Here is a 25,499-nt window from a genome sequence, read left to right on the forward strand (position 1 = left end):
CGCCACCTAGCCGATTGAGGGACTGAAGCAATCCGCAGGCGATTGCGGCCGGCCTCTCACAATGACTAGTGAGCGCATGCCGGAAAGCCGTCCGCCCCTGGAGTTACAAGGCGTCAGCCTCGCGGACTTGCAGAAGCTGATTGAAGAGCGAAGGCTGCCTCCCGTCGATCGCTGGCAGCCGGAAAAGTGCGGTCACTCGGGAATGCGGATCGGCCGCGACGGCACTTGGCACCATGAGGGCCGGCCCATTGGCAGGCCTGCGATGGTTCGGCTGTTCTCAACTGTGCTCCGACGCGAGCCGGATGGAACTCACGTTCTGGTGACGCCTGTCGAGAAGCTGGAGATCGACGTCGATGCGACTGCTTTTCGCGCCGTTGAACTTCATAGCGAAGGCACGGGGAGGCAACGCAAAATCGCCTTGAGATTGGACAGTGGCGATGCCGTCATTTTAGGACCCGGTCATCCTCTGAAGGTCTTTGACACCGAGCTAGGCCCTTCCCCGCGCGTGCTAGTCCGGCACGGCCTGGAGGCGGAGCTCTCACGCACAGTCTATTACGAGCTGGCAGAGCTTGCTCTTGCCGAAAAGAACAATCCTGTGGGGGTATGGAGCAACGGCGAGTTCTATAGACTGGAACCGACGGAATGAACCTTGTCGAGCGTCTGCGCGAGGCGCTTTCACGCACCGCGTCGTGCGAATTGCTGCCGGGCGACATGCCGGAGCACCCTCCGCTGGACAGCATTCCGGCGGCGGTCCTCGTCGCCATCACAGAGCGTGAAGAGCCAGGGGTGATCCTCACAGTTCGGCGCGAGCATCTTCGGACGCATGCGGGACAGGTAGCCTTCCCGGGCGGGCGGCTCGACCCCGGTGAAGATGCAGTGGCTGCGGCTTTGCGCGAAGCGCAGGAAGAGATCTTGCTTGACCCGCAAAACGTGGAGGTGATCGGGAGCCTCTCGGAATATCGGACTGTGACCGACTATCTGGTCACACCTGTGATAGGGGTCATTCCACCGAATCTCCCCCTTGAGGCCCACGAGCACGAGGTGGCCGACTGGTTCGAGGCCCCCCTGAGCTTCGTCCTGGCGGCCGAGAACCAGCATCGCCGAAGCGCACTGTTCCGTGGCAAAGAGCGCCACTATTACGAAATCGACTGGAACGGCCGCAGGATCTGGGGGGCGACCGCCGCAATGATCGTCAATCTCTCAAGAACATTGGTCGAGCGGTGAAGCTCGACGCAGCAAGCTGGCGGAAGCGCCGCGGCATGGACCGCCTGTTGACAGCGCTAGGCGCCGACGAAGGCCTAACGCGCTACGTCGGCGGTGCTGTGCGAGATGAGTTGCTGGGACTTCCCGTCAACGATGTGGACCTCGCGACAGAGCTTCGCCCCGGCGAGGTGGTGGAACGCTTGACCAAGGCAAGGATCAAGGCCGTTCCAACCGGGATCGAGCACGGCACCGTCACGGCAGTCAGCGACGGTCATGCAGTAGAGGTGACTACTCTGCGGCATGACGTATCCACCGACGGGCGGCGCGCCACCGTCGCCTTCACCGATGACTGGCAGGCGGATGCGGCGCGGCGCGATTTCACCATCAATGCGCTCTTCGCGGACCCGCAAACAGGCGAGATTTTCGACTATTTCGACGGCCTCGAGGACCTCGCTGAGCGGCGCGTCAGGTTTATTGGAAATCCGCTGGCCCGCATCGCCGAAGATCATTTGCGGATATTGCGGTTTTTCCGTTTCCACGCTCGCTTCGGGGCCGGAGAGCCGGATGCGTCCGCGCTCGAGGCTTGCACGCGCCGGGCCAACGATTTGATGGCGCTGTCCCGCGAACGCATCGCAGACGAGCTTCTGAAGCTCCTGGCCGTCGAAGATCCGACCGCGACCGTCGGCGTCATGCTCCAACGCGGCATCCTCACGCCGGTGCTGCCTGAAATCGAGGCGGAGCGGCTTCGCGACCTGGAAGCGCTGGTTGCAGCTGAGCAGAGCGCCGGGATCGATCCCGATCCATTGAGGCGCCTTGTGGCTTTATTGCCGCGAGATCCAGAACTCACGGGCGCAATTGCCGTACGCCTCAAGCTGTCCAACAAGTCTCGCAAGCGCGTCGCGGCGGCCGCCAGCTCAGATTTGGACGCGACGCCAGAGGCCCTTGCCTACAGGATGGGTACTGAATGCGCAGTCGATCGGCTGCTGCTCGGTGGAAAGACCGCGGAGGCTTCGGCCCTGACCAAGTGGACCGCGCCTCGCTTGCCGATCACGGGCGGGGCGCTGATCGAACGCGGCCTGGAGGAAGGGCCAATCGTGGCTAGAACCCTTCGAAAAATAGAAGATCGATGGGTTGAGGCGGGATTCCCCGGCGGCCGCGAATTCGAGGAGATATTGGAAGCGGAGCTCAGCGCGACACGAGGCGGTCTCGGGACCTAAAGCCCCGCCTCCACGGCTATGCGGATAGCCTCAGCGCTCGTAGCGACGTCTAGCCTTTCAAGCATTAGCGCCCGATGCATCTTGACGGTCTTCTCGGCGATGCCGAGCTCATAGGCGATCTGCTTGTTGAGAAGTCCATTTGCCATCGCTTGAAGAACCTGCCGCTGGCGAAGCGGAAGCGCACTTACGAGGGCGGAGGCCCGGGAACGACGGCGACCCAACGCCTGCGGGTCGCCCGTACCGAGATCCACCTGCGACCCCAGGAACCAGGCGATTTGACCGCTCGCATCGAAGATCGGTGAAACCATCACGCCATTGCGGAATGCGGTCCCGTCCTTGCGGTAGTTCAAGATCTCTACCAGCGCAGGCTTTTGCCGCCTCACCGCCAAACCCAGCTGATCTCTAGCCCAAGGCTCGGTGCCATCCCCCCCGAGCAAACGGCAATTGCGGCCAACAACGTCGCGTTCCTCATATCCGGTCAGCGCGCTGAAAGCCGCATTTGCGATTTCTATTGGGTTATCCGGCAAATTCGGATTCGTGATCACCATCGCGACCGGACTGTCGATCACCGAGTCAACAAGGCTCCCGTGGGGACGCATGGAGACCTTGTGGCGCAGGAGCGGCTTTGCGCACAAGCGCGCACTGGTAGCCTGATCTATCTGTTGCGGAGTTTCTCGGCATAGACCTGCGCCAATTCCTGGTGCGCACGACGTGCAGCATCGCAGGCCGCTTTTTTCGCTGCGGCTCGCTCACTTCTCTCGCGCCTGCGGAGATAATCCTCGTTCTTTGGATCCAACATTCCAACCACCGCTCGCTCGGACATCTTTGTCTCGAGCGCGCTGAATATGGATTGAATGGGTCAGTCCGGCGATAACTTGAGGTAGTTTCCGTGATTTAGAAGCGGAATTGGAACGTTACCGCCGCTCGCCGGGAGACCGCTCCCCTCGAATCGAGGCGCCAATCGCCAGCGGCATTGCTTCGGCGGGACGGCGTCTTGATGATGCCAACGCCGACCGTCGTTCCCGGAGCTACGTCCGTCGACGCGATCATGCCCGACCGATGGGATGATCGAGACTGATAGAGATTGTCCTGGACGATCCGGAAGTTCACCCTCGGCGCAGCGGACTGGCCCGGCTGGGCGTTTGGACCGCGTTGCATGTCCAGCGCCTGCGCCGTCGACGGGGCAAGCCCAAGCACGACCATGATCGCAAGCCATCGCACCACGGCTCGTCATCTCCCCTGTTCGAGAGATTCAACCCATGATCGGGAACTGAGGTTCCGACTGCTACCGGGATTGTCCCGTAGTCAGCCGTAGTGGAGAGGGAGGGCGCGCCTTCAGCGGCGGCGCGACTTCCAATATTCGTAGGCGGCTTGGGCTTCGAGCGGTCGCGCGAAATAATACCCCTGTCCAGAAGCGCAGCCGAGCGTGGCCAGTGTGGTCGCGAGTTCGACGGTCTCGATACCTTCGGCCGTGGTCGACATTCCCAGCGCCTCCGCGAGGCTGAGGACTGCGCGCACGATCGCAACGCTGTCGGGGTCGACCATCATCCCGGAAACGAAGCTGCGGTCGATCTTGAGGACGTCGATGGGCAGACGCTGGAGGTAGGCCAGGCTCGAATAGCCGGTGCCGAAGTCGTCCATGGCTACCGTCGTGTCGAGCGCCTTCAGAGCGTCGAACACGCGGGTGGCCCGCGCCGGATCCTGGACGATCGAGCTTTCCGTCAGCTCCAGCGTCAGTCGATTCCCACTCAGACCGCTCGACTTGAGCGCGCTCCGGACCACACCCGCGACGTCGTCGCGGGCAACCTGAATCGCGGAAAGGTTCACGCCGACGTAAAGCGGCAGAGCCTCTCCCGCCTCCTGATCCCAGCTCGCAAGGGTTTGAGCGGCTTTGTCCATCGCCCAGCGACCGAGGTGCAGTATCAGACCGCTTTCCTCGGCAACTGGAATGAATTCTGTCGGACTGATTTCGCCTCGGTCCTCATGGTCCCATCGGGCAAGAGCCTCGAAGCCGGCCACCTCGCCTGACTTCAGGTTGATAAGGGGCTGGTAGAACAGCTTGAGCTGGTCCTTGTCGAGCGCGCGGCGAAGCTCTGTCTCGATAGAGAAGCGGCGGCGGGCTTCGGTCGCCTGCTTTGGCTCGTAAACTTGAGGCGCTCCGGCCAGTTTCGCTTGCTTGACCGCGAATTGCGCATTCCGGAATAGTTCCTCTGGATCCTGCCCGGCATGCATGAGCGCGAGGCCGATCGCGCATTCCACGCGGATTTCGAGGTCCGAGATTTTGAAAGGCGTCGCCATCACCTGCTGAATGCGCTCCGCCGCTTTCAATGCGTCGGCGATGCCCCGCCGCAGCGATACGAGAACGCCGAACTCATTTCCGCCGGTACGAGCGAGGACGTCGCCAGCGCGCAAGGCGAGGATGAGGCGCCGGGCGAAGGTGATCAGCAGCTCATCGCCGGCGAGCCCGCCCATGCTCTCGTTGATGCGGCTGAACCTTAGCATATCGACGACTAGCACCGCATGCTCGAGGTCCCGGCCGACCTTCTCACCAGCGCTTTCGATCGCTTCGCTGAAGGCCAGCCTGTTCGGCAGGCCAGTCAGGCTGTCGCGAAGCATCTCCGCGCGCAGAGCGCGCTCGCTCTGAACCTCTGCGGTGCGGTCGACAACGCTGAGAAGGCACCGCGGGCCTTCGCCCTTCTTCTTCGGCAGGGGAGCGAGCTTCACACGAAAATATTTTGAAGAGACGCCCTCACCGTCCCTGAAATCCAGTTCTCCAGCGGTATCCGTACCGTCGAAGTAGGAATGCAGCAGCTCGCCTATGGGCCCGGATTTGAGGCAATCGGCCTGGTTCCAATCGGCGGCAGTGCAGGTGGACTGCCGGACCGTGTCGAAGAAGCGGCTGTTATGAGCGACGACAGTCAGCGAGCCATCGCCATCGCGCTGGATCACGGCTGCGGCGATCGGAAGCGCATCGAGCAGGCTGGCGTCATCCGCAATGACAACATGCGGTTTTCCGGCCATATTTTCTGTCCGCCGATGCCGGCCCGAAGCCGGCAGACGGTTGATTGCAGCCTGCATGCGCTCCGCTATTGACGCGGATGGGTTAATTCCGAGTATCTTTCTCTTCAGCGATTTGCGGTTAACGGCTGGGGTCTCAGCGGACGCTCAAGCGAAACGGTTATTCCGTGGGAAACCGATTGGCGGCATCCGGCCCGCGGCGCCACGCGCGGCGCGCCATGGCGACAGGTCCGTTTCGGTGCGCACTCGGCCCGTTTCCCCGCCAAGCGCCCAACTAAGACCCCGTTCCAGCCGGAAAGCGACCGCATCGGAAAGCCCGCCGTCGCGATAGCGCTGCAGGGTGACCCCCTGCCCGCGACCGAGCTCCGGCAACTCGCTGAGGGCAAACACCACCATCTTCCGGTTCTCGCCGATAACAGCGACCGCGTCCGCCTCATCTGGTATCGGCCGCACGACTGCAACGCTCCCGCCCGGACGCAAGTTCACCAGCTGTTTCCCCTTGCGCGTTTCAGCCAGCGTTCCCTCCCCGCTTGTCACGAAACCGCGCCCATCCGACGAAGCGACCAGCAGCTTCATGTCTGGCCGAACAGCGAGCAGCTGGACGATGTCGATCTCCGCTTCGAGGTCGATGAAGAGCCGCACCGGCTCGCCAAAGCCGCGGGCGCTCGGCAGCTTGTCTCCGGCAAGCGTGTAGACACGCCCGTTAGAGGCGAACAGCGCGAGCCGATCGGTCGTTTGGGCGTGGAAGTGGATGAAAGGGCCGTCTCCTTCGCGCCACTTGAGTTCCGCCACCTGGTCCAGCGCGAGATGGCCCTTCATCGCGCGAATCCACCCGCGCTGTGAAAGGATGACGGTGATCGGCTCCTTCTCGATCATCGCCGACCAGTCGATGTCACGCGCGACAGCGGCCTCCTCGATCGAAGTCCGCCGCTCGTCTCCGAACTTCTCTTTGAGTGTCGTGAGGTCGCGTTTTAGCCTGGTGCGCTGGCGCGCTGGGCTGTCGATCAGCTTGGCGAGCTCGTCACGTTCCTTTTCGAGCGACTGGCGCTCCCGGCCAATCTCCATTTCCTCCAGCTTGCGCAAGCTGCGGAGTCGCATGTTGAGGATCGCTTCGGCCTGGCGATCGGACAACGAGAATTCCGCCATCATGAGTGGCTTGGGCTCGTCCTCGGAGCGAATGATCGCGATCACGCGGTCCAGGTTCAGGTAAGCGGCCAGAAGACCTGCGAGGATCTCCAACCGGTCGTCGATCTTTTCGATGCGGACGCGGCTGCGCCGGACGAGCACGTCGATCTGGAAAGCAAGCCAGGCAAGCAACGCTTCCTTGAGGCTCATCACGCCCGGGGTGCGGCTTGCATCGAGAACGTTAAGGTTCAGCGGGAAGCGAATTTCGAGATCGGTCAGCCGATAGAGGCTCTCGAGCAGCAGATCAGGATCAACCGTCCGCGCCCGCGGCTCGAGGATCAACCGAACCTGCTCGTCACTCTCGTCGCGGACGTCGGCAAGGATCGGCAATTTCTTGTCGGCGATGAGCTGGGCGATTTGCTCGATCAGCTTCGACTTCGGAACGCCATAGGGGATCTCGCTCACTAGGAGATGCCAGCCGCCGCCCTTCTCGCGTTCGGTCGAAACCCTTGCGCGCAGCCGGAACGCGCCTCGTCCGCTCACGTAAGCGCGGGTGATCGTGTCCTTGTCATCGACGAGCACGCCCCCGGTCGGGAAGTCCGGGCCCTTCACGATGTCCGTCAGCTCCCGGTCGCCGGCCTTGGGATTGTCGATCAGGTGGACGGCCGCATCGACCAGTTCGGTGAGATTGTGCGGCGGGATTGACGTCGCCATTCCCACTGCAATGCCGCTTGCGCCGTTCGCGAGCAGATTCGGGAAGAGTCCAGGGAAGACCTCGGGCTCTTCTTCCTCGCCATTATAGGTTGCGCGAAAATCGACGGTCCCCTCGTCGAGCCCCGCCATGAGACGCATTGCGATCGGCGTAAGCCGGGCTTCAGTGTACCGATAAGCAGCCGCGTTATCGCCATCGATATTGCCGAAGTTCCCCTGGCCGTCGACCAAGGGGTAGCGGAGAGCGAAGTCCTGCGCGAGCCGGACCATCGCGTCATAGACCGACTGGTCCCCGTGCGGGTGATATTTGCCGATCACGTCGCCGACGACGCGGGCCGATTTCTTGTAGGCGCCGGTCGGGTCCAGCCGCAGCAGTCGCATCGCCCATAGAAGGCGTCGGTGAACTGGCTTCAATCCGTCGCGGACATCGGGGAGCGATCGCGCGGTGATCGTGGATAGCGCGTAGACGAGATACCGCTCCGAGAGGGCGGCGTCGAACGGTGTTTCGATTACGGACGAAAGATCTTGGTCGGGCATGGCGATTGCCTAGCAAGACGGCGGAGCCTCGACCACTGGCTGTTCGCGGTCAGTTAGGCGGGGGGTCTCGCGCCTTCCAGGTCCAAGCTATCCGTCGCCAGCGCCGCAGCCATCTCGGCAAGCAGCCATTCGCGGAAGCGCTTCACCTTAGGAATCATGCGCCGCTCTTTCGGATAGACCATCCAGTAGGCCCACCCTCGAGCGGAAAGGCGATCCGGGAACGGGATCACCAGTCGTCCCGCTGCGACATCCCCCTTCCACAGCAACGGCGTGAGCAAGGCAAAGCCTTGGCCCGCCATCGCCGCGTGGCCTTCGTTTGCCTGGTTATCGAGCCGCACGCCGGGACGGCGCATCGCTTGTTCGCCCGCCACGACGCCATTGTCCGCAAACCATTGCTCCCACCATTCGTCGCCCGGGCTGATGAGGGTCTCGCTGGCAAGGTCGCCCGGCTCTAGCGGCCTACCAAGCTTCCGTTCGGCCTGGGCAATGCATTGCGGCCCGGCCATCGGCGTGAAAGTGGACGCAAACAGCTCATGCTCTTCCATGCCCTCCCAGCCACCGCGGCCGGCACGTAGGGCGATGTCGGCTTCGCCCGAGCGGAGGTCCACCACTTCGTTGCTCGTCGTCATTCGAACAGCGAGGTCCGGATGCTCCATCTGAAAGCCACCCAGCCGCCATGCCAGCCACGTGTTCGCGAACGTGTGCGTGGTGGTGACCGTCAGGAGCGTTTCGTCCTCCTGGCGGTGACTCGCGAACGCCGCCTCGATGGCATCGAACGCGCCGGTCAAGGCAGGGAGCAATCGCGAGCCTAGCGGCGTCAGCTTGGCCCGTCCCTTCTCCCGAACGAACAGCGGCGCTCCCAAGCGCTCCTCGAGGCTTTTCACCTGATAGGAAACCGCGGCCTGTGTCATGCCGAGCTCGGCGGCGGCGGCCGTGAAGTTCTCCGTCCGCGCGGCGGCTTCGAAAGCCCTGACGGCAGCCAAGGGTGGAAGGCGTCGCATCTCGCAGATCATAAGGCCATCTTATCGATTCTGTCGAGTGTTTGATTGGCGAAACGACGCCCCGTTTCGTAGATGAGGATCAGCCGCTGGCGGTGACTGATCCCTCCCCTCCAGCCCCCACCGTCAGCGGCCCACAAAAATGGGAAAGGACATACGCCATGACTTATGGCCTCAGCACGCGTGTGTTCGTCGAAAATGGGCCGGCAGTACGGGCAATCGAAGCGCAGGCATCGCGCTCGACAGCCCGGAGCTGGCGCGCTCTCGACGCCGATCGCCGCATTGCGCTTATCGAAGCTGCTCTCATCCCGGCGAACGATCTGATCGACGCCTATCCAATCGCGCTCTGACGCAAAGGAAAAGGAAAGGATGATCACCATGGTCGACGAACTCTATGACCGCGATTACCAGTCCAGCCGCGCTCAGCTGAATGCTTCCTTCGCGGGCCTTGGACGGACCCTGGGCGACAGCCTCAAGGCCCTGCATCACATCGAATGGAGCGCCCCCTGGGCATCCAAAAAGAAAACCGCCAGCCGTGTCTGACGGAAGGTGAGGAGCGCGGACTAGCACGCACCGCGCTCCTCGCTTATAGCGCCCGCTCCCTTTCCCCATTGCCATTGGAGTGAAGCGCGACCGTGTCCCGCCGCCGTCAGATTTACGAAGGTAAGGCCAAGATCCTTTACGAGGGGCCCGAACCCGGCACGCTCATCCAATATTTCAAGGACGACGCGACCGCTTTCAACGCGCAGAAACGCGGTACCATCAGCGGCAAGGGCGTCATCAACAACCGGATCTCCGAGCATGTCTTTACCGCGCTCGCGTCGATCGGCGTCCCGACCCATTTCATCCGCCGCCTAAACATGCGGGAGCAGCTGATCCGCCAGGTCGAGATCATCCCCATCGAAGTCGTGGTCCGTAACGTGGCGGCCGGCTCGCTTTCAAAGCGTCTCGGGATCGAGGAAGGCACGCAGCTGCCGCGTACGATAATCGAATATTATTACAAGGACGATGCGCTCGGCGATCCGATGATCGCAGACGAGCATATTGCCTGCTTCGGCTGGGCCACCCAGGACGAGATGAACGACATCGCCGACATGGCGATCCGAGTGAACGACTTCCTCTCCGGAATGTTCGCTGCGATCGGCATCCGGCTGATCGACTTCAAGCTGGAGTTCGGGCGCGTATGGGACGGCGACTACAGCCGCGTGATCCTCGCCGACGAGATCAGCCCCGACGGCTGCCGGCTATGGGACATGAAGACCAACCAGAAGCTGGACAAGGACCGCTTTCGCCAGGACCTCGGTGGGGTGGAGGAGGCCTATCAGGAGGTCGCACGCCGGCTCGGCCTGCTGCAGCCGGACGATGAATTCGCGGTCCTGGATCTCGACACGCACCGGAAGAAGCGGGGCAAGTAAGCCTAGGCTTCGATTACCTCCAAGTGCGTCACCTCGGGCTCAAGCTCGAGGAGATAGTCAGGGTCGAAGTCGTAATATTTTGCCCTGGTCAGCTCCTCGCCCGCGAAACGCCGGATCGCGTCGAGATCGTCCCACAAGGTGAACATCTCCACATGCATCACGTCGCCTTCGCGACCGTACAGGCACCAGGCGCCACGATTCCCTTCGGTTGAGCGATAGTCGGGCAGGCCGACCTCCTTCATGAGCTCGAGATATTCGTCGGCCTTGGATGCGGGAACCCGGCCGTGCCAGCGTCGTGCGATCATTCGAACGTCCTCTTGCTTGACGTCCTCTCAGCCCGCATCTGCCCTAGCAATGAAGCGCGCCCGTGTCGTCACCATGAATGCCGCGCTCGGGCCGCTCGACTATCGCGTGCCCGAGAGCATGGACGTGGTACCGGGCTCGATCGTCGTGGCGCCGCTGGGCCCACGTCAATTGCTCGGCGTTGCCTGGGAGCCGGATCGCCTGTCGAGCAACGAAGTCCCGGACTCTCGCCTTCGCCCCCTTGCCGGCACGCTCGACGTCCGGCCCATCGCGGCGCCGCTTCGGCGGCTTTGCGAGTGGACTGCGGACTATTACCTCGCGCCCCTCGCCTCCGTTTTGCGGATGGTGCTGCCTTCCTCGGCAGCGCTCGACGGGCCCCGCCAGCTGACGGAATATCGTCCCACCGGCGCAAGTCCGGCCCGTCTGACTCCGCAACGCGAGAAGGCGCTGGCTGCTGTGGAGGGGCGGCAAGGGACAATCCGCGAGCTTGCGGACCATGCCGGAGTAAGCGACGGCGTGATGCGCGGCCTCGTCAATGCAGGCGCTCTTCAGGCGGTCGCTGTCGATGCGGACCGGCCCCTTCCCTGCCCAGACCCAGATCACGCACCGCCAGACCTCAACGATGACCAGCGCGAAGCGGCATCAGACCTGAGTTCCGCGGTCGGAAAAGGCTTCGATCCGATACTCCTCGACGGAGTCACCGGATCGGGAAAGACGGAAGTCTATTTCGAAGCGATTGCTGAATGCCTGCGGCAGGGCCGGCAGGCGCTGGTGCTGTTGCCCGAGATCGCGCTGACCGAACCCTTCCTGAAACGTTTCGAAGCGCGCTTCGGCTGCGCTCCGGTCGCTTGGCATTCGGGCTTGCGTTCATCGCAGCGGAGGCGGGCCTGGCGAGGGATCGCCTCGGGAGAGGCCGCCGTCATCGTGGGCGCCAGGTCGGCGCTGTTCCTTCCCTACCCAAACCTTGGCCTGATCGTCGTCGACGAAGCGCATGAGCCGACCTTCAAGCAGGAGGACGGCGTTCAGTATCACGCCCGCGACACGGCGGTCATGCGGGCCAGGTTCGAAGGCATCCCCGTCATCCTCTCCTCGGCTACGCCAGCTATCGAGAGCAGGCACATGGTGGAGATCGGCCGCTATCGCGAAGTGAGCCTGCCGAAGCGCTTCGCTGGCGCGTCGATGCCTGAAATCCGCGCGATCAACCTGACTCAGGATCCGCCGCCTCGGGGACGCTGGCTTGCGCCGGAACTCGTCAGAGAACTGGAATCGAACCTGGATCGCGGGGAGCAATCTTTATTGTTCCTCAATCGGCGAGGCTTCGCCCCCCTCACCCTTTGTCGGCATTGCGGCCACCGCTTCCAGTGCCCCAACTGCACCGCGTGGATGGTCGAGCACCGCCTCATGCACCGGCTCGCCTGCCATCATTGCGGCCATGTGATGCCGCCTCCCAAGGCTTGTCCCGAGTGCGGCGAGGAGGACAGCCTCGTCGCGTGCGGGCCGGGCGTTGAGCGGATCGCCGACGAGGTCGCGGACCTGTTTCCCGATGCTCGTGCGGCGATCGTTACATCGGACACCATTTGGTCCCCGCTCAAAGCGGCAGAGTTTGTGGGCGCCATGGATGCCGGCGCGATCGACATCGTCGTCGGTACGCAGCTTGTGACGAAAGGCTACCATTTCCCCAATTTGACCCTCGTGGGAGTTGTCGACGCCGATCTCGGCCTCGCGGGAGGAGATCTGCGAGCAGCGGAGCGGAGCTTCCAGCAGATCCAGCAGGTCGCTGGCCGCGCCGGCCGTGGCGACAAGCCCGGGCGCGTTCTCGTCCAGACCCACGATCCGGATGCGCCGGTTATTGCGGCGCTCGTTTCCGGAGACGTCCCGGGCTTCTACGGGGCCGAGACCGAAGCCAGGCGGGAAGCGGCAATGCCGCCGTTCGGCCGCCTCGCGGCGATAGTGGTGTCCGCCGAAGATGCCTCGGAAGCGGAGGCGGTCGCGCGGCGCATCGGCCATTCGGCGCCCGACGTGGAGGGAATGGCGGTATTCGGCCCTGCCCCAGCGCCTCTAGCGATGCTTCGCGGCCGTCATCGGCAGCGACTTCTTGTCCATGCCCGCCGCAGCCTCGACGTGCAGGACGTGATCCGTGACTGGCTGGCTGATATCGAATGGAGCCCGAAGGTTCGGGTCAGCGTCGACGTCGACCCATACAGCTTCCTCTAGCCTAGACGCCGCCGCCGCACCCACCAGGGCTGCTCGACGCGCCCAATCCTCGCGGCGCGGTGCACGAGGAGCAGGCCCGCGGCGGATGCAATCACCACCGCGATGACGGAAGCTTCGAGGCCGAATGCGCCTCCCGACAAAAGCTCCGGCCCGGACAGCTTCGCCTGCACGAGGCCTTGCTGATCGATGCCCGATACGGGCACGTCGAAAATGAAACCCTGCGTGAAGTTCCAGGCCGCGTGAAGTCCGATCGGCATCCACAGGCTGCGCGTCAGCATATATGCCCCACCGAGCAGAAGGCCCGCCTCCATCGCGACGGCGAATGACGAGAACCAGGTGGCGCCGGGGTTCACGATATGGGCAAGGCCGAACAACGCGGATGTCACGATCAGGGCCGCCCAGCTCCCGCCGAAATCCTCGATCCAGCGGAACAGGATCCCGCGGAAGAAGATCTCCTCGAAAACGGCCGGCGCGATGCCCGCCACTATCAGCAGGCGCAGCAGCTGCCCCGTCCCGCCGGTTCCGACGATATTGTAGACGTCGAGCGCAGCGGCTGTGCCGACTACGAGGCAAAAAAGCGCAAAGCCCGCTAGCAAGCCCAGCGCAAGATCGCGACTCGCCCGGTCCTTGCGCAAATCGTCCCGGGGGTGCTCGCCAAGCCGAGCGATCGCTAGCTTGTAAATGCCGGCGACCAGGATGAGGCCGACAGCGGCATTGGCCAACAGTCCAGCCGTCGTATCGGGCGGTGGCAGCAGATACTTTCCGATGAGGATGGAAGCAGCGAATGCAGCGATGAAAAGGGTCGCTGCGATCAGCAATGCGACCAGCGGAAAATCGGCGACGCGCAGCCACGTTGGCCGCTCAACAACCTCGGCGCCAGACTGATCGGCCACTCCACTTCCTCTCACGAAAGGAAGCTTCGCTAGCCTTGGTGTGTTGTAACGTCAACACACCCGTCAGAAAAGGCGCGGCAGCTCCGGGTTCGAACCCTCCGCGGCGAGCAGCTGGCGCTTGCGGTCGAGGCCGCCGGCATAACCACCCAAGGTCCCGTCGCTGCGGATCACGCGATGGCACGGGATGAGGACTGCGACATGATTGTCGCCATTGGCGGTTCCCACCGCCCGGACTGCGGTTGGCTGGCCGATCGCAGCGGCGATCTGCGCATAGCTGCGGGTTTCGCCAGGCGGGATCTTGCGCAACTCACGCCACACCGCTTCCTGGAATGCCGTGCCTGCAACATCGATCGGCAGGTCCGGAGCCGCAAGCGGCCGCTCGATGGCTGCAAGTGCACCTTCAACGAGTTCCCGCAGCCCGCCCCGGTCCTCTATGAGCTCGGCCCTAGGGAACAGTCGCCGCAATGAGTTGACGTCGTCGTCGAACGTCAGGCGGCAAATGCCCTTGCTCGTCGCCGCGATCAGCATGGTCCCGAGCGGGCTGTCGAAGGTCGTCCAGCGGATGGTTTCTCCCCGCCCTCCGTCGCGCCAGGCGGACGGGCTCATGCCGAGCCGCTCCTTTGCGTCGCTGTAAAAGCCGCTGGGACCGGAATAGCCCGCATCGTAGATTGCGTCGGTCACTCGGCTGGTCGCCCGCAAAGCCGACTGCGCGCGGCCTTTCCGCAGCGCTCGCGCATATTCTGCCGGCGAGACCCCCAGGTCGCGCTTGAAGATGCGCTGGAAGTGATGCGGCGCATAACCCACCGCGTCAGCCAGCTCCGTGAGGTTTGGGACTTCCTCCGCGTTTTCTATAAGGCTGACCGCCCTGGCAACGGCTTCTCGGTCACGGCCCACCTCGTCAGGCTTGCAGCGCAGGCATGAACGATAGCCCGCCGCGCGGGCTTCCTCCGCGGTTGCGAAAAATTCGACATGCTCGCGCTTGGGGCGACGCGCCGGACAGCTCGGCTTGCAGTAGATTCCGGTGGTCTTAACCGCACCGATGACGCGGCCGTCCCAGGCGCGGTCCCGCCGCATGAAGGCGGCCCAGGCGGTGTCCGCGTCGAGGCGCGCGACATTGTCCATGTTTTCGGCTCTACGCTCCTCGAGCCGCTGTGCAAGCTGCACCATCATCCGTTCCTTTCGATCTTGGCGGAGAAGCAGCCGCGGGTCGCATTGTGCGCATGGATCGTCTGCACCTCTGGGTTCTCGAATAATCGTCGGATCCCTGCGTCCGCTTCCCCGGGCTGAGTCAGGATCGCGTCCGCCATCATGCCATCCCTGTCGAAGCCCCTGAGCGAGAGCACCCGCGTCTCGAAGACCGGTGGGACCCGGTCTACATATTCGGCGGCATCCTGATCGCTTTCGGTCACGAAGATCGCGTGGCTGGCGCGGTACGGATTGGCCACGTCGTGGCTCGTGTGGTTCAACAGAAGGACCGTTTCGCCGAGATCGCGATCCGTAAGGCTCACCCGGCAAGGAAAAGTTGGGCTGGTGACCGCCATCCGGACCACGCCGCGCTGCTCCAGCTCATCATCGGACAAGCCGAACAGCGGCCGGAACGGCGAAGGGTCGAGCCCGCGGACAACATATGACATCGAATTGCTCCTTTCGAATGCTCCTTTACCGGCATGGGAAGAGCCCTGCTTCCAGCAGCTTGCGTTCAAACCTGCGTAGGCGGTTGCATCGCCGCAAACCCCTTGCTAGGGGCCGCGCAACCCACACGGGGCGTCGGGGATAAACCCCGATAGCGCCCCATTTTTTCGTGGGGCAATTCCAGTTCTGGAGCTATTCGCGCGTGGAGACATCCGGCGGCATTCGGGCCAGCTTAGCGGGGCGTTACGCTTCCGCTTTGTTCGACCTTGCACGTGACCAACGGCAGATCGATTCCGTTGGCCGCAGCCTCGAGGCGCTTGGCCAGGCTCTCGTGGATTCCAAGGACTTCGCCGAGCTTATCGCAAGCCCCCTCGTGTCACGCGAGGAAGCCGCCAAGGCTTTCGCGGCGCTAGTGCCGGAGCTCAGCATCGATCCGCTCACGGCGAATTTCCTCGGCGTCCTTGCCCGGAACGGACGCAAGCACGAGTTGCGTCCGATCATCCGCGCCTTCCGTCGCCTTGCTTCCGACCACCGCGGTGAGACGACTGCCGAGGTCGTGACAGCGCGTCCCCTGAACGATGACCAGATCGCGCAACTGAAGACGCAGCTTCGGACTCGCGCCGGCCGGGACGTCGAAATCGACGCTACAGTCGATCCAGACATCCTCGGCGGCATCGTCGTCAAGCTGGGCAGCCAGCGTATCGACGCATCGATCCGCACCAAACTCAACCGACTCGCATCCGCGATGAAAGGCTAAGACAGACCCATGGACATCCGCGCCGCTGAAATCTCCCGCGTCATCCGCGACCAGATCGCGAATTTCGCCGCCGAGGCCGAAGTCTCGGAAGTCGGCACCGTCCTTTCGGTCGGTGACGGCATTGCCCGCATCTACGGCCTCGACAATGTCCAGGCTGGCGAGATGGTCGAGTTCGACAACGGGACGAAGGGCATGGCCCTCAACCTCGAGGCCGACAATGTCGGCGTCGTGATCTTCGGTTCGGACGCCGAGATTTCGGAAGGCTCCGGCGTCAAGCGTACCGGCACGATCGTCGACGTCCCCGTCGGCAAGGGCCTGCTTGGCCGCGTCGTCGACGCGCTTGGCAACCCGATTGACGGCAAGGGCCCGATCCAAGCCGAGAAGCGCAGCCGCGTCGAGGTCAAGGCGCCGGGCATCATCCCGCGTCAGTCGGTCAACGAGCCTGTTCAGACGGGCCTCAAGGCGCTCGACGCCCTCGTCCCGGTCGGTCGCGGTCAGCGTGAGCTGATCATCGGCGATCGCCAGACCGGCAAGACCGCCGTCGCGATCGACACCTTCATCAACCAGAAGCAGGCGAACGCCGGCAACGACGAGAAGCAGAAGCTTTACTGCATCTACGTTGCGGTGGGTCAGAAGCGTTCGACGGTCGCGCAGATCGTTCGCGCGCTCGAAGAGAATGGCGCGATGGAATATTCCATCGTCGTCGCCGCGACTGCTTCGGAGCCGGCTCCGCTGCAGTTCCTCGCGCCCTACACCGGCTGCGCGATGGGCGAATATTTCCGTGACAACGGCATGCACGCCGTCATCGTCTACGACGATCTTTCGAAGCAGGCCGTCGCCTACCGCCAGATGTCGCTTCTGCTGCGCCGCCCGCCGGGCCGCGAAGCCTATCCCGGCGACGTTTTCTATCTTCACAGCCGCCTGCTTGAGCGCGCCGCCAAGATGAACGGGGACAACGGCGGCGGCTCGCTGACCGCGCTTCCGATCATCGAGACGCAGGCGGGCGACGTGTCGGCCTACATTCCGACCAACGTCATCTCGATCACCGACGGGCAGATCTTCCTTGAGACGGACCTTTTCTATCAGGGCATCCGCCCGGCGATTAACGTCGGTCTCTCGGTCAGCCGCGTCGGATCGGCCGCGCAGACCAAGGCGATGAAGAAGGTCGCCGGCTCGATCAAGCTGGAGCTCGCGCAGTACCGCGAAATGGCTGCCTTCGCGCAGTTCGGCTCGGACCTCGATGCTTCGACGCAAAAGCTACTGGCGCGCGGCGCTCGCCTCACCGAGCTGCTGAAGCAGGCGCAATATGCGCCAATGCCGGTCGAGGACCAGGTTGCGTCTATCTTCGCCGGCACGCAGGGCTTCCTCGACAGCGTCGAAGTCCGCGAGGTCGTCCGCTACGAGGCCGCGATGCTGAGCTACCTCCGCGCGGAGAAGCCGGAAGTGCTCGCCAAGATCCGCGACACCAAGCAGCTCGACGACGACACCGCTGCGGCGCTCAAGGACGCGCTGGGCGAGTTCGGGAAGCAGTTCGCCTAAATGGCGTCGCTCAAAGCCCTGAAGATCCGCATCGGCTCGGTTAAGTCGACGCAGAAGATCACCAAGGCGATGAAGATGGTCGCCGCGGCCAAGCTGCGCCGGGCGCAGCAAGGCGCCGAAGCCGGCCGTCCCTATTCGTCGCGGATGACCGGCGTCGTGACGTCGCTTGCATCCCGCGTGGTGCCGGGCCCGCAAAGCCCGAAGCTGCTCACGGGAACGGGCAAGGACGACACGCACCTCATCATCGTCGCGACGAGCGATCGCGGCCTCGCCGGAGCGTTCAACACGAACGTCGTGCGCCTCGCCCGCAAGGCCGCCGACGAGCTCATCGCACAGGGCAAGACGGTGCTGTTCTACATCATCGGCCGCAAGGGACGCCCGGTGATCCAGCGCCTCTACCCGAAGGGCATCGTTGCCCAGTACGACACAAGTGCGATGAAGGCGCCGACCTACGCCGATGCGCAGCGCATCGCGCAGGACATCATCGACCGTTACACGACCGACAGCATCGACGTCGTCCACCTCGCCTACGCGAACTTCCGCTCGACACTGGTGCAAGAGCCGACCGTAGAGCAGATCATCCCTGTCCCGCGCGGCACGCAGCAGGATGAGCGCGGCGCCGCCTCCGGGCCGCCGGCCGCGGTCGAGTATGAGCCGGACGAAGAGGACATCCTCGCCGACCTGCTGCCGCGCAACATCGCAGTGCAGATTTATCATGCACTGCTCGAGAACCAGGCCGGCTTCTACGGCTCGCAGATGACCGCGATGGACAATGCGACGCGCAACGCCGGCGACATGATCAATCGCCTGTCGATCCAGTACAATCGCCAGCGCCAGGCGGCGATCACTACCGAACTCGTCGAAATCATCTCGGGCGCCGAAGCGCTCTAACCAGATACGAAGGCAAGGAAGAGTAACATGGCCACCGCCGCTGAAACCAAGCCCCGCAGCCGATCCAAGAAGGCCGAAGCGACGACGAACACCCCGCTCGGCACGCCCGGGACGCCGAGCAACCTGACCGGTCGCATCGCGCAGGTCATCGGCGCGGTCGTCGACGTCGCCTTCGAAGGCGACCTGCCGCCGATCCTTTCGGCGCTGGAAACGGACAACCAGGGCAACCGCCTTGTCCTCGAGGTCGCTCAGCACCTGGGCGAGAATGTCGTCCGCACGATCGCGATGGACTCGACCGACGGACTCACCCGCGGCCAGGTCGTCAACGCCACCGGATCGCAGATCCGCGTGCCGGTCGGCCCGCAGACCCTCGGACGCATCATGAACGTCGTCGGTGAGCCGATCGACGAGCGCGGCCCGATCAACACCGACCTGTCGGCGCCGATTCACGCGGACGCGCCGGCATTCGTCGACCAGTCGACCGAAACCAGCATCCTCGTCACCGGCATCAAGGTCATCGACCTGCTCGCGCCTTATGCGAAGGGCGGCAAGATCGGCCTGTTCGGCGGCGCCGGGGTCGGGAAGACCGTGCTGATCCAGGAACTGATCAACAATATCGCCAAGGGCCACGGCGGCACCTCGGTGTTCGCGGGCGTCGGCGAGCGTACTCGTGAAGGCAACGACCTCTATCACGAGTTCCTCGAAGCCGGGGTTATCGCCAAGGACGCGGACGGCAATCCAACGCCTGAGGGCTCCAAGGTGGCCCTGGTCTTCGGCCAGATGAACGAACCGCCCGGAGCGCGCGCGCGCGTCGCCCTGTCCGGCCTCGCCCAGGCGGAATATTTCCGCGATCAGGAAGGGCAGGACGTGCTCTTCTTCATCGACAACATCTTCCGCTTCACCCAGGCGGGTTCGGAAGTTTCGGCGCTGCTCGGCCGTATCCCTTCGGCCGTGGGCTATCAGCCGACGCTGGCCACCGACATGGGCACCCTTCAGGAGCGCATCACGTCGACCAACAAGGGATCGATCACCTCGGTGCAGGCCATCTACGTGCCGGCCGACGACTTGACCGACCCCGCGCCGGCAACGTCCTTCGCCCACCTCGACGCCACAACCGTGCTGAGCCGCGCGATCTCCGAGCTCGGCATCTATCCGGCCGTCGACCCGCTCGACTCTACGTCACGCGTGCTCACGCCGAGCGTCGTTGGTCAGGAGCACTACGAGGTCGCCCGCGCAGTTCAGGAGACGCTCCAGAAGTACAAGTCGCTGCAGGACATCATCGCCATCCTCGGCATGGACGAGCTGTCCGAAGAGGATAAGCTGACCGTCTCGCGCGCTCGCAAGATCCAGCGCTTCCTGTCCCAGCCCTTCCACGTCGCCGAGGTGTTCACCAACATCCCGGGCAAGTTCGTGCAGGTTGAGGACACGGTCCGCTCGTTCAAGGCGGTCGTCGAAGGCGAATATGACCACCTTCCTGAGGCGGCCTTCTACATGGTCGGAGGCATCGAGGAAGCGATCGCCAAGGCCGAGAAGCTGGCCGAGGAAGCCTGAGGCATGGCGGGTACGCTCGATATCGAGGATTGCGTCAACGACGTTTGTCCGTGGTCGGGCAAGCCCGTTAGCGCCGACAGCCTGACGACATATCGCGGCAACGTCGTCGGCTTCTGCAATCCGGGATGCCGCGACAAATTCGAGACCGCCGCGAAGGCGTTCGATTCGAGGATCGAAGGACGTAATTGATGGCCGACCTGCATTTCGAGCTCGTTACGCCCGATCGTCTCGTCATGTCGGATGACGTCTACATGGTCGTCGTCCCCGGCACCGAGGGCGAGTCCGGCATCATGGCAGGCCATGCGCCTTACATGACTACCCTTCGCAACGGAGAAGTCGCGATCTACCGCACCCAAGGCGCGCAGCCGGAGCGAATCTCCGTCACCGGCGGTTTCGCCGAGGTGGGCGAACGCGGCCTTACCGTGCTTGCGGAGAGCGCCGAGGCCTGACGGCTTCGATTAACGCAATTAGTCTTTTCTAAAAGTTTCGGTTCTATTCACCACCCGACCTAGGCGGAAACCGCATGGACGGGGTGGCATGAGCGCATTCGGTAAGCGTGGCGGCATTGGTGGCGGGCGGCCGAGTTTCGGCGTCGCCAAGCCCATGAAGGGCGCCCACGGCGGCAAGACGCCAGCAATCACTATTCCTGAGGGCGGGGAGCAATTCCCGCCGCTGGAAGAGTTCACGCCTCCCGTAGAGACTGCGGCAAGCACCGAGATCGACAATGGCGCCGGCCAGCTGGGCGCAATGGACCGCCTTACGGCGCGCCAGAATGCGAGCGGCGAGGCAGCGAGCAGCAAGACCGAAGGCTTCGAGGCATCCGTCCACCGCATCAAGGAGCAAGTGCTCCCACGCCTCCTGGAACGCGTCGACCCGGAAGCGGCGGCAACGCTCAGCAAGGATGAGCTTGCGGAGGAATTCCGGCCGATCATCTCCGAGGTGCTCGCCGAGCTGAAGATCACGCTCAACCGCCGCGAGCAATTCGCGCTTGAGAAGGTGCTCGTCGACGAGCTTCTCGGCCTCGGGCCGCTCGAAGAGCTTCTCGCCGACCCGGCGGTCAGCGACATCATGGTCAACGGCCCTGATCAGACTTTTATCGAACGCAAGGGCAAGCTGGAGCTGGCGCAGATCCAGTTTCGCGACGAGGAGCACCTGTTCCAGATCGCCCAGCGAATCGTGAACAAGGTCGGCCGCCGTGTCGATCAAACCACGCCGCTCGCCGACGCTCGTCTTCAAGACGGCAGCCGCGTCAACGTCATCATTCCGCCGCTGTCGCTCCGCGGCACCGCCATCTCTATTCGTAAGTTCTCGGAGAAGCCGATCACGCTCGACATGATGAAGGGCTTCGGCTCGATGTCGGACAAGATGGCGACGGTGCTGAAGATCGCCGGCGCATCGCGCATGAACGTCATCATCTCCGGCGGTACCGGTTCGGGTAAGACGACGATGCTCAATGCTCTGTCGAAGATGATCGACCCGGGCGAGCGCGTGATCACGATCGAAGACGCGGCCGAGCTTCGGCTTCAACAGCCGCACTGGCTTCCACTCGAAACCCGCCCGCCGAACCTTGAGGGCCAGGGAGCGATCACCATTCGCGACCTTGTCATCAATGCTCTGCGTATGCGTCCTGACCGCATCATCCTCGGCGAAATTCGCGGCCAGGAGTGTTTCGACCTCTTGGCGGCAATGAACACGGGCCACGACGGCTCAATGGCTACGCTTCACTCCAACAGCCCGCGCGAATGCCTGGCTCGTATGGAAAACATGGTCATGATGGGCGATATCAAGATCCCGAAGGAGGCGATCAGCCGGCAGATCGCGGATTCGGTCGACCTCATCGTCCAGGTGAAGCGCCTCCGCGACGGTTCGCGCCGCACTACCAACGTCACCGAAGTGATCGGCATGGAGGGCGAGGTCATCGTCACCCAGGAGCTGTTCAAGTTCGAATATCTCGACGAGAGCGCGGACGGGAAGATCATCGGCGAATATCGCTCGATGGGCCTGCGCCCCTATACGCTCGACAAGGCGAAGCAGTTTGGGTTCGACCAGCCGTATCTGGAAGCCTGCCTCTGATCCTTGCCGTGAGGGCAGTTGCCCCACTGTTCTACTCAAGCCATTGTCGCTCCCGAACTTCGAGGGAGTGGAAGATGAAGCCTTGGATTGCGGCGCTCGGTGCGATCGCGATTTCGATGCCTGCGGCATCGGCTGAGAATAGTGGAAGCAGCCAGCACAACGCGGCGCTCACTGCGGCGGTAGCTGCATCGACGCGCACGGACACGAACCGCGCGCGCGACAAATACCGGCATCCGCAGGACACGCTTGCCTTCTTCGGGGTGAAGCCGAGCGATACGGTCGTTGAGATCTGGCCGGGCGGCGGATGGTATACTGAGATCCTCGCTCCTTATCTCAAATCGGGTGGCGGGAAGCTCTATGCTGCGGCTCCGCTCGATTGGGGGATTGAGGGTATCGCCAAGCTAAAAGGAGCAGACCCTGCCCTGTACGGCCCGATCCAGACCGTCGACTTTCCAGCGTTCGACGCGACCGCGACACGCGTTCCCGATGGCAGCGCCGACGTTGTCCTGACCTTCCGCAACGTCCACAACTGGCGGATGGGATACCGGCGCGAGGGCAAGGCCGATTACAGCGCCGAGGCATTCAAGCAGATGTACGCGATGCTGAAGCCGGGCGGAGTGCTGGGGATCGAGGATCACCGGCTGCCCGAGAATGCCGACGCCGAGCGGGAGCGCAGCAGCGGATATATCAAGGTGTCGACGGTGCGCCGCCTCGCGGAGGCTGCCGGCTTCCGCTTCGCAGGAGCCAGCGAGATCAATGCCAATCCGAAGGACAGCGCCGACTGGCCCAACGGCGTTTGGACCCTGCCGCCGACGCTCACGCTCAAGGAGCAGGACAAGGACAAATATCTGTCGATTGGCGAAAGCGACCGCATGACGCTGAAATTCGTCAAACCGCGCTGAACGGTTCAGGCAGCGTAGCGCGCGATGGGCATGTTAGCGCCAAGCACGCCGAGGTGAACTAAGCCGTCAACACTTTGTTCTCGAAGGAAAAAATGGTGGGCGTGGCAAGGATTGAACTTGCGACCCCTGCGATGTCAACACAGTGCTCTACCACTGAGCTACACGCCCACCGGCCTTGGGCCGAGAGGGGCATTTAGGGGCGAGATTGAGACCGCGCAACCCATTCGCGGCGCAGGTCAGAGACGGCCGTGCTGGTCCTCGGTCTGGAAGATGCGATCCACCTCCATGACCAGGTCTTTGAGGTGGAACGGCTTGGACAGCAGCTTCGCCTCCGGAGCGGTCCGGCCGCCCTGCAGCGCGACGGCAGCAAAGCCGGTGATGAACATTACGCGGATCGCGGGGTCGAGCGCGCTCGCCTTCTGGGCGAGTTCGATCCCGTCCATCTCGGGCATCACGATGTCGGTCAGCAGCAGATCGAACTGCTCGGTCTCGAGAAGCGGCATCGCCTCCGTGCCGCAACCGACGGCAGCCACTTCATAGCCGACGCGCTGCAGCGCACGCTGCAGATACTCGCGCATCGACTGATCGTCTTCAGCAAGGAGGATTCGTGCCATCACCGGAATATGCGCCGATCAATATTGTTTTGCCAGAAGCGAATAACGTCTTCGCGCGTTGCAGCCCCTCCAGCAAAGTCCTAATCTGGGACGAATATTAACCGTGCACGATCTTCCTAAACCCCTGATCCACTCTTCCCGCGGCCGCTTGCCGGTGCTCCTTTCGGTGCCGCATTCGGGGACCGACTATCCCGATTGGCTGACCGACATGGCCGCTCGCGGCCGCCCTGCGCTCACCGCGCTGGAGGATCCGCTGGTCGACCGCCTGGTGTGGCGGGCAATGCAGCACGGGATTGGCGCCGTCATCGCGCGTGCTCCGCGCGCGGCGATCGACTGCAATCGATCCGAAGATGAAGTCGACCCGGCGATCGTCGGCGGTGCGCATCGCGGCCGGGTCACAGCGCGTGCGCGGGGCGGTCTCGGCATCGTGCCGACGCGCACCCAGCAGCACGGTTATCTATGGCGTCGCCCCATCACCCCAACCGACCTGGAAGCGCGGCTCGAGCAGTCGCACCGCCCCTATCATCGTGCCGTGAAAAGCGAGCTCCAGAACCTCATCGATCGCTTCGGCTGTGCGTTGCTCCTCGACTGTCATTCGATGCCTCCAGCCCCAACCGGCATTCCGCCTGTCGTATTCGGCGATTGTCGCGGTCGCACCGCCGACGCGTGGGTCAGCAAGGAAGCAATTGCGATTGCGGTTAAATGCGGTTTCGAGGCAGGCCTCAACGATCCATTCGCGGGCGGACATGTTATCGACCGGCACGGAGCTCCCGCACGTGGCGTCCACGCGCTCCAGATCGAGCTCGATCGGCGCTGCTACCTCGACGAGAAGCTCCGCGACGCGGGCCCGGGTTTCGACCGCGCGGCATCGCTGATCGAAGCGCTTGCGGTCGAGCTCGGCGAAGCCCTGATCGGCAGGCAGTACGCGACCGCCGCCGAGTGAACGTCAGGCGGCGGGAACTGGCTGTGGCGCGGGCTGCGGCGCCTTGCCCTGCTTCAGCTGCTTTCCGAAGACTTCGCGCGTCTGCGAAAGCGAGAAAAGGTGGGCGTAAATGAGCGGGAGGATGCCGCTCTGGTTCAGCCGGCGCAGCTCGTCCCCGCGCAGGTCGCGCAGCTTTTCCTCGTCGACCATGCGGAAACCGCGATAGACGAACGGCTGCTCATAACCCTGCGGCTGGATTGCGACTTCGCCTTCCATCAGCAACCCTGACTGCTTGATCTCCTCGATGAAGGCAGCAGTACGCTGCCCCGCCGTTTCGAACTGCTCGCAGAACTGCAGGATGGCCTTGGTCGCTTCGGTGGGCTGATCGCCGTCGAACAGCGCCTCCCCGTCTTCGAACTCGCCGACGGCGCCGGAGGTTGGATCGAAGCAGAGCGACAATTCGTCGCTTTCCGGACGCAGGCGGGCAAGCATGAACGGATAGCGGCGAAGATATGCCGGGATGTACAGGTCCTGATCGAGCGCCTTGCCCTGCTCATCCAGGAAGACGTTCACGCCTTCGTTAAGGCCCATCAGCGCGATCGGAACCGGTGAGTCACCGATCGAAAAGACGATCGGATAGTGGCGCTGAACCAGCGCAAACTCATCGACCGTGACCGGAATCGCGTGAGCTTTCGAAAACTGGGAGACCTTGGTGGCAGAATGAACCCGCATCTTGCCGTGCTGGGAAACATTGAGCGGTTCGAGAGCCTCGTAGAACAATGGCAAGCCCTGGTTCGGCGCTGCAGTCGCCATTCTTAAAATCTCCTGGGATCCGGGCTTACCGCCCCGTCATTGCGAGGCAGCCGGAATTTCATGTGCGCAGCCCTCTATTGGCCTCGCAATGATTAGGCAAGATACAGCCGCAGGGCGACCACGTGCCTCTCGATGATAATTCATTGATCGTTCAAGCCTTCGCTGCGAAGC

At 63.4% G+C, this 25,499-nt stretch carries 27 protein-coding genes and 1 tRNA gene; 16 read left to right on the forward strand and 12 right to left on the reverse strand.

Going from position 1 to position 25,499, the window contains the following annotated elements; genetic code table 11:
* Nucleotides 1-76: 76 nt before the first annotated feature.
* The 3 genes from LZ538_RS05020 to LZ538_RS05030 are packed head-to-tail and all read left to right on the forward strand — an operon-like array spanning nt 77 to nt 2,420.
* A complete protein-coding gene (locus tag LZ538_RS05020; RefSeq protein ID WP_249830919.1) occupies nt 77-646 on the forward strand; it encodes a DUF1285 domain-containing protein in 570 nt (189 codons plus the stop codon).
* Nucleotides 643-1,224, forward strand: a complete 582-nt coding sequence (locus tag LZ538_RS05025) for a CoA pyrophosphatase (RefSeq protein ID WP_249830920.1) — start codon at nt 643-645, stop codon at nt 1,222-1,224. Before LZ538_RS05020 ends, LZ538_RS05025 begins: the two co-directional genes overlap by 4 nt.
* Before the next feature lie 35 nt (nt 1,225-1,259).
* On the forward strand, nt 1,260-2,420 hold the full coding sequence (locus tag LZ538_RS05030) for a CCA tRNA nucleotidyltransferase (protein WP_249830921.1): 1,161 nt from the start codon (nt 1,260-1,262) through the stop codon (nt 2,418-2,420).
* Here LZ538_RS05030 and LZ538_RS05035 read toward each other — a convergent pair.
* From LZ538_RS05035 to LZ538_RS05055, 5 genes are all read right to left on the reverse strand, one after another.
* Nucleotides 2,417-2,989 carry a LuxR C-terminal-related transcriptional regulator gene (locus tag LZ538_RS05035; protein ID WP_249830922.1) on the reverse strand — a complete coding sequence of 191 codons (573 nt, stop codon included), beginning with the start codon at nt 2,987-2,989 and terminating at the stop codon, nt 2,417-2,419. The two genes, LZ538_RS05030 and LZ538_RS05035, sit on opposite strands and share 4 nt — an antisense overlap.
* 325 nt (nt 2,990-3,314) lie before the next feature.
* On the reverse strand, nt 3,315-3,641 hold the full coding sequence (locus LZ538_RS05040; protein WP_249830923.1) for a hypothetical protein: 327 nt from the start codon (nt 3,639-3,641) through the stop codon (nt 3,315-3,317).
* 114 nt (nt 3,642-3,755) lie between these two features.
* Complete coding sequence (locus LZ538_RS05045) at nt 3,756-5,498, reverse strand: putative bifunctional diguanylate cyclase/phosphodiesterase (RefSeq protein ID WP_249830924.1); 1,743 nt, start codon at nt 5,496-5,498, stop codon at nt 3,756-3,758.
* Between the two features lie 87 nt (nt 5,499-5,585).
* Nucleotides 5,586-7,811, reverse strand: coding sequence for a DNA topoisomerase IV subunit A (gene parC, locus LZ538_RS05050; protein WP_249830925.1), 2,226 nt, complete (start codon nt 7,809-7,811; stop codon nt 5,586-5,588).
* 53 nt (nt 7,812-7,864) lie between these two features.
* Nucleotides 7,865-8,812 (reverse strand): LysR substrate-binding domain-containing protein, encoded by a 948-nt coding sequence (locus tag LZ538_RS05055; protein WP_249830926.1) that lies wholly within the window; start codon nt 8,810-8,812, stop codon nt 7,865-7,867.
* A 158-nt stretch (nt 8,813-8,970) separates the two neighbouring features.
* Here LZ538_RS05055 and LZ538_RS05060 point away from each other — a divergent pair, with 158 nt between their 5' ends.
* From LZ538_RS05060 to purC, 3 genes are all read left to right on the forward strand, one after another.
* Nucleotides 8,971-9,159 carry a hypothetical protein gene (locus LZ538_RS05060; protein WP_249830927.1) on the forward strand — a complete coding sequence of 63 codons (189 nt, stop codon included), beginning with the start codon at nt 8,971-8,973 and terminating at the stop codon, nt 9,157-9,159.
* Between the two features lie 28 nt (nt 9,160-9,187).
* Nucleotides 9,188-9,352: a hypothetical protein gene (locus tag LZ538_RS05065; protein WP_249830928.1), complete on the forward strand. Its 165-nt coding sequence runs from the start codon at nt 9,188-9,190 to the stop codon at nt 9,350-9,352.
* Between the two features lie 92 nt (nt 9,353-9,444).
* Entirely contained in the window at nt 9,445-10,224 is a 780-nt protein-coding gene (gene purC / locus LZ538_RS05070; RefSeq protein WP_249830929.1) for a phosphoribosylaminoimidazolesuccinocarboxamide synthase, read from the forward strand.
* Nucleotides 10,225-10,226: 2 nt separating this feature from the next.
* On the opposite strand, the gene LZ538_RS05075 is transcribed toward purC, so the two are convergent.
* Nucleotides 10,227-10,529, reverse strand: coding sequence for a hypothetical protein (locus LZ538_RS05075; protein ID WP_249830930.1), 303 nt, complete (start codon nt 10,527-10,529; stop codon nt 10,227-10,229).
* Here LZ538_RS05075 and LZ538_RS05080 point away from each other — a divergent pair.
* Nucleotides 10,465-12,741, forward strand: coding sequence for a primosomal protein N' (locus LZ538_RS05080; RefSeq protein ID WP_430741949.1), 2,277 nt, complete (start codon nt 10,465-10,467; stop codon nt 12,739-12,741). The genes LZ538_RS05075 and LZ538_RS05080 overlap by 65 nt on opposite strands.
* Here LZ538_RS05080 and LZ538_RS05085 read toward each other — a convergent pair.
* From LZ538_RS05085 to LZ538_RS05095, 3 genes are all read right to left on the reverse strand, one after another.
* Entirely contained in the window at nt 12,738-13,634 is an 897-nt protein-coding gene (locus LZ538_RS05085) for a CPBP family intramembrane glutamic endopeptidase (RefSeq protein WP_249830932.1), read from the reverse strand. The two genes, LZ538_RS05080 and LZ538_RS05085, sit on opposite strands and share 4 nt — an antisense overlap.
* 63 nt (nt 13,635-13,697) lie before the next feature.
* Nucleotides 13,698-14,756 (reverse strand): bifunctional transcriptional activator/DNA repair enzyme AdaA, encoded by a 1,059-nt coding sequence (locus LZ538_RS05090; RefSeq protein ID WP_249831564.1) that lies wholly within the window; start codon nt 14,754-14,756, stop codon nt 13,698-13,700.
* Nucleotides 14,757-14,800: 44 nt separating this feature from the next.
* On the reverse strand, nt 14,801-15,268 hold the full coding sequence (locus LZ538_RS05095; RefSeq protein WP_249830933.1) for a DUF1203 domain-containing protein: 468 nt from the start codon (nt 15,266-15,268) through the stop codon (nt 14,801-14,803).
* 200 nt (nt 15,269-15,468) lie between these two features.
* Here LZ538_RS05095 and LZ538_RS05100 point away from each other — a divergent pair, with 200 nt between their 5' ends.
* The 8 genes from LZ538_RS05100 (at nt 15,469) to LZ538_RS05135 (ending at nt 22,979) form a co-directional block, all read left to right on the forward strand.
* Nucleotides 15,469-16,023 (forward strand): F0F1 ATP synthase subunit delta, encoded by a 555-nt coding sequence (locus LZ538_RS05100; RefSeq protein ID WP_249831565.1) that lies wholly within the window; start codon nt 15,469-15,471, stop codon nt 16,021-16,023.
* 9 nt (nt 16,024-16,032) lie between these two features.
* Nucleotides 16,033-17,562: a F0F1 ATP synthase subunit alpha gene (gene atpA / locus LZ538_RS05105; protein ID WP_249830934.1), complete on the forward strand. Its 1,530-nt coding sequence runs from the start codon at nt 16,033-16,035 to the stop codon at nt 17,560-17,562.
* A complete protein-coding gene (locus LZ538_RS05110; RefSeq protein WP_249830935.1) occupies nt 17,563-18,453 on the forward strand; it encodes a F0F1 ATP synthase subunit gamma in 891 nt (296 codons plus the stop codon).
* A 27-nt stretch (nt 18,454-18,480) separates the two neighbouring features.
* Nucleotides 18,481-20,004, forward strand: coding sequence for a F0F1 ATP synthase subunit beta (gene atpD, locus LZ538_RS05115; RefSeq protein WP_249830936.1), 1,524 nt, complete (start codon nt 18,481-18,483; stop codon nt 20,002-20,004).
* Between the two features lie 3 nt (nt 20,005-20,007).
* Nucleotides 20,008-20,193: an eL24 family ribosomal protein gene (locus LZ538_RS05120; protein WP_249830937.1), complete on the forward strand. Its 186-nt coding sequence runs from the start codon at nt 20,008-20,010 to the stop codon at nt 20,191-20,193.
* Nucleotides 20,193-20,453, forward strand: a complete 261-nt coding sequence (locus tag LZ538_RS05125) for an ATP synthase F1 subunit epsilon (RefSeq protein WP_249830938.1) — start codon at nt 20,193-20,195, stop codon at nt 20,451-20,453. Before LZ538_RS05120 ends, LZ538_RS05125 begins: the two co-directional genes overlap by 1 nt.
* 88 nt (nt 20,454-20,541) lie before the next feature.
* A complete protein-coding gene (locus tag LZ538_RS05130; protein ID WP_249830939.1) occupies nt 20,542-22,077 on the forward strand; it encodes a TadA family conjugal transfer-associated ATPase in 1,536 nt (511 codons plus the stop codon).
* Nucleotides 22,078-22,151: 74 nt separating this feature from the next.
* A complete protein-coding gene (locus LZ538_RS05135) occupies nt 22,152-22,979 on the forward strand; it encodes a class I SAM-dependent methyltransferase (protein ID WP_430741951.1) in 828 nt (275 codons plus the stop codon).
* Between the two features lie 93 nt (nt 22,980-23,072).
* Here the strand turns inward: LZ538_RS05135 and LZ538_RS05140 are convergent.
* Nucleotides 23,073-23,147, reverse strand: a tRNA-Val gene (locus LZ538_RS05140).
* 68 nt (nt 23,148-23,215) lie between these two features.
* Complete coding sequence (gene cpdR, locus LZ538_RS05145) at nt 23,216-23,593, reverse strand: cell cycle two-component system response regulator CpdR (RefSeq protein WP_249830940.1); 378 nt, start codon at nt 23,591-23,593, stop codon at nt 23,216-23,218.
* 103 nt (nt 23,594-23,696) lie between these two features.
* Here cpdR and LZ538_RS05150 point away from each other — a divergent pair, with 103 nt between their 5' ends.
* On the forward strand, nt 23,697-24,536 hold the full coding sequence (locus LZ538_RS05150) for an N-formylglutamate amidohydrolase (protein ID WP_249830941.1): 840 nt from the start codon (nt 23,697-23,699) through the stop codon (nt 24,534-24,536).
* A 3-nt stretch (nt 24,537-24,539) separates the two neighbouring features.
* Here the strand turns inward: LZ538_RS05150 and LZ538_RS05155 are convergent, their stop codons facing one another.
* Nucleotides 24,540-25,328 carry a SapC family protein gene (locus tag LZ538_RS05155; protein WP_249830942.1) on the reverse strand — a complete coding sequence of 263 codons (789 nt, stop codon included), beginning with the start codon at nt 25,326-25,328 and terminating at the stop codon, nt 24,540-24,542.
* Nucleotides 25,329-25,499 lie beyond the last annotated feature (171 nt).

The organism is Sphingomonas hankyongi (genome assembly GCF_023516575.1).
GTDB lineage: Bacteria > Pseudomonadota > Alphaproteobacteria > Sphingomonadales > Sphingomonadaceae > Sphingomicrobium > Sphingomicrobium hankyongi.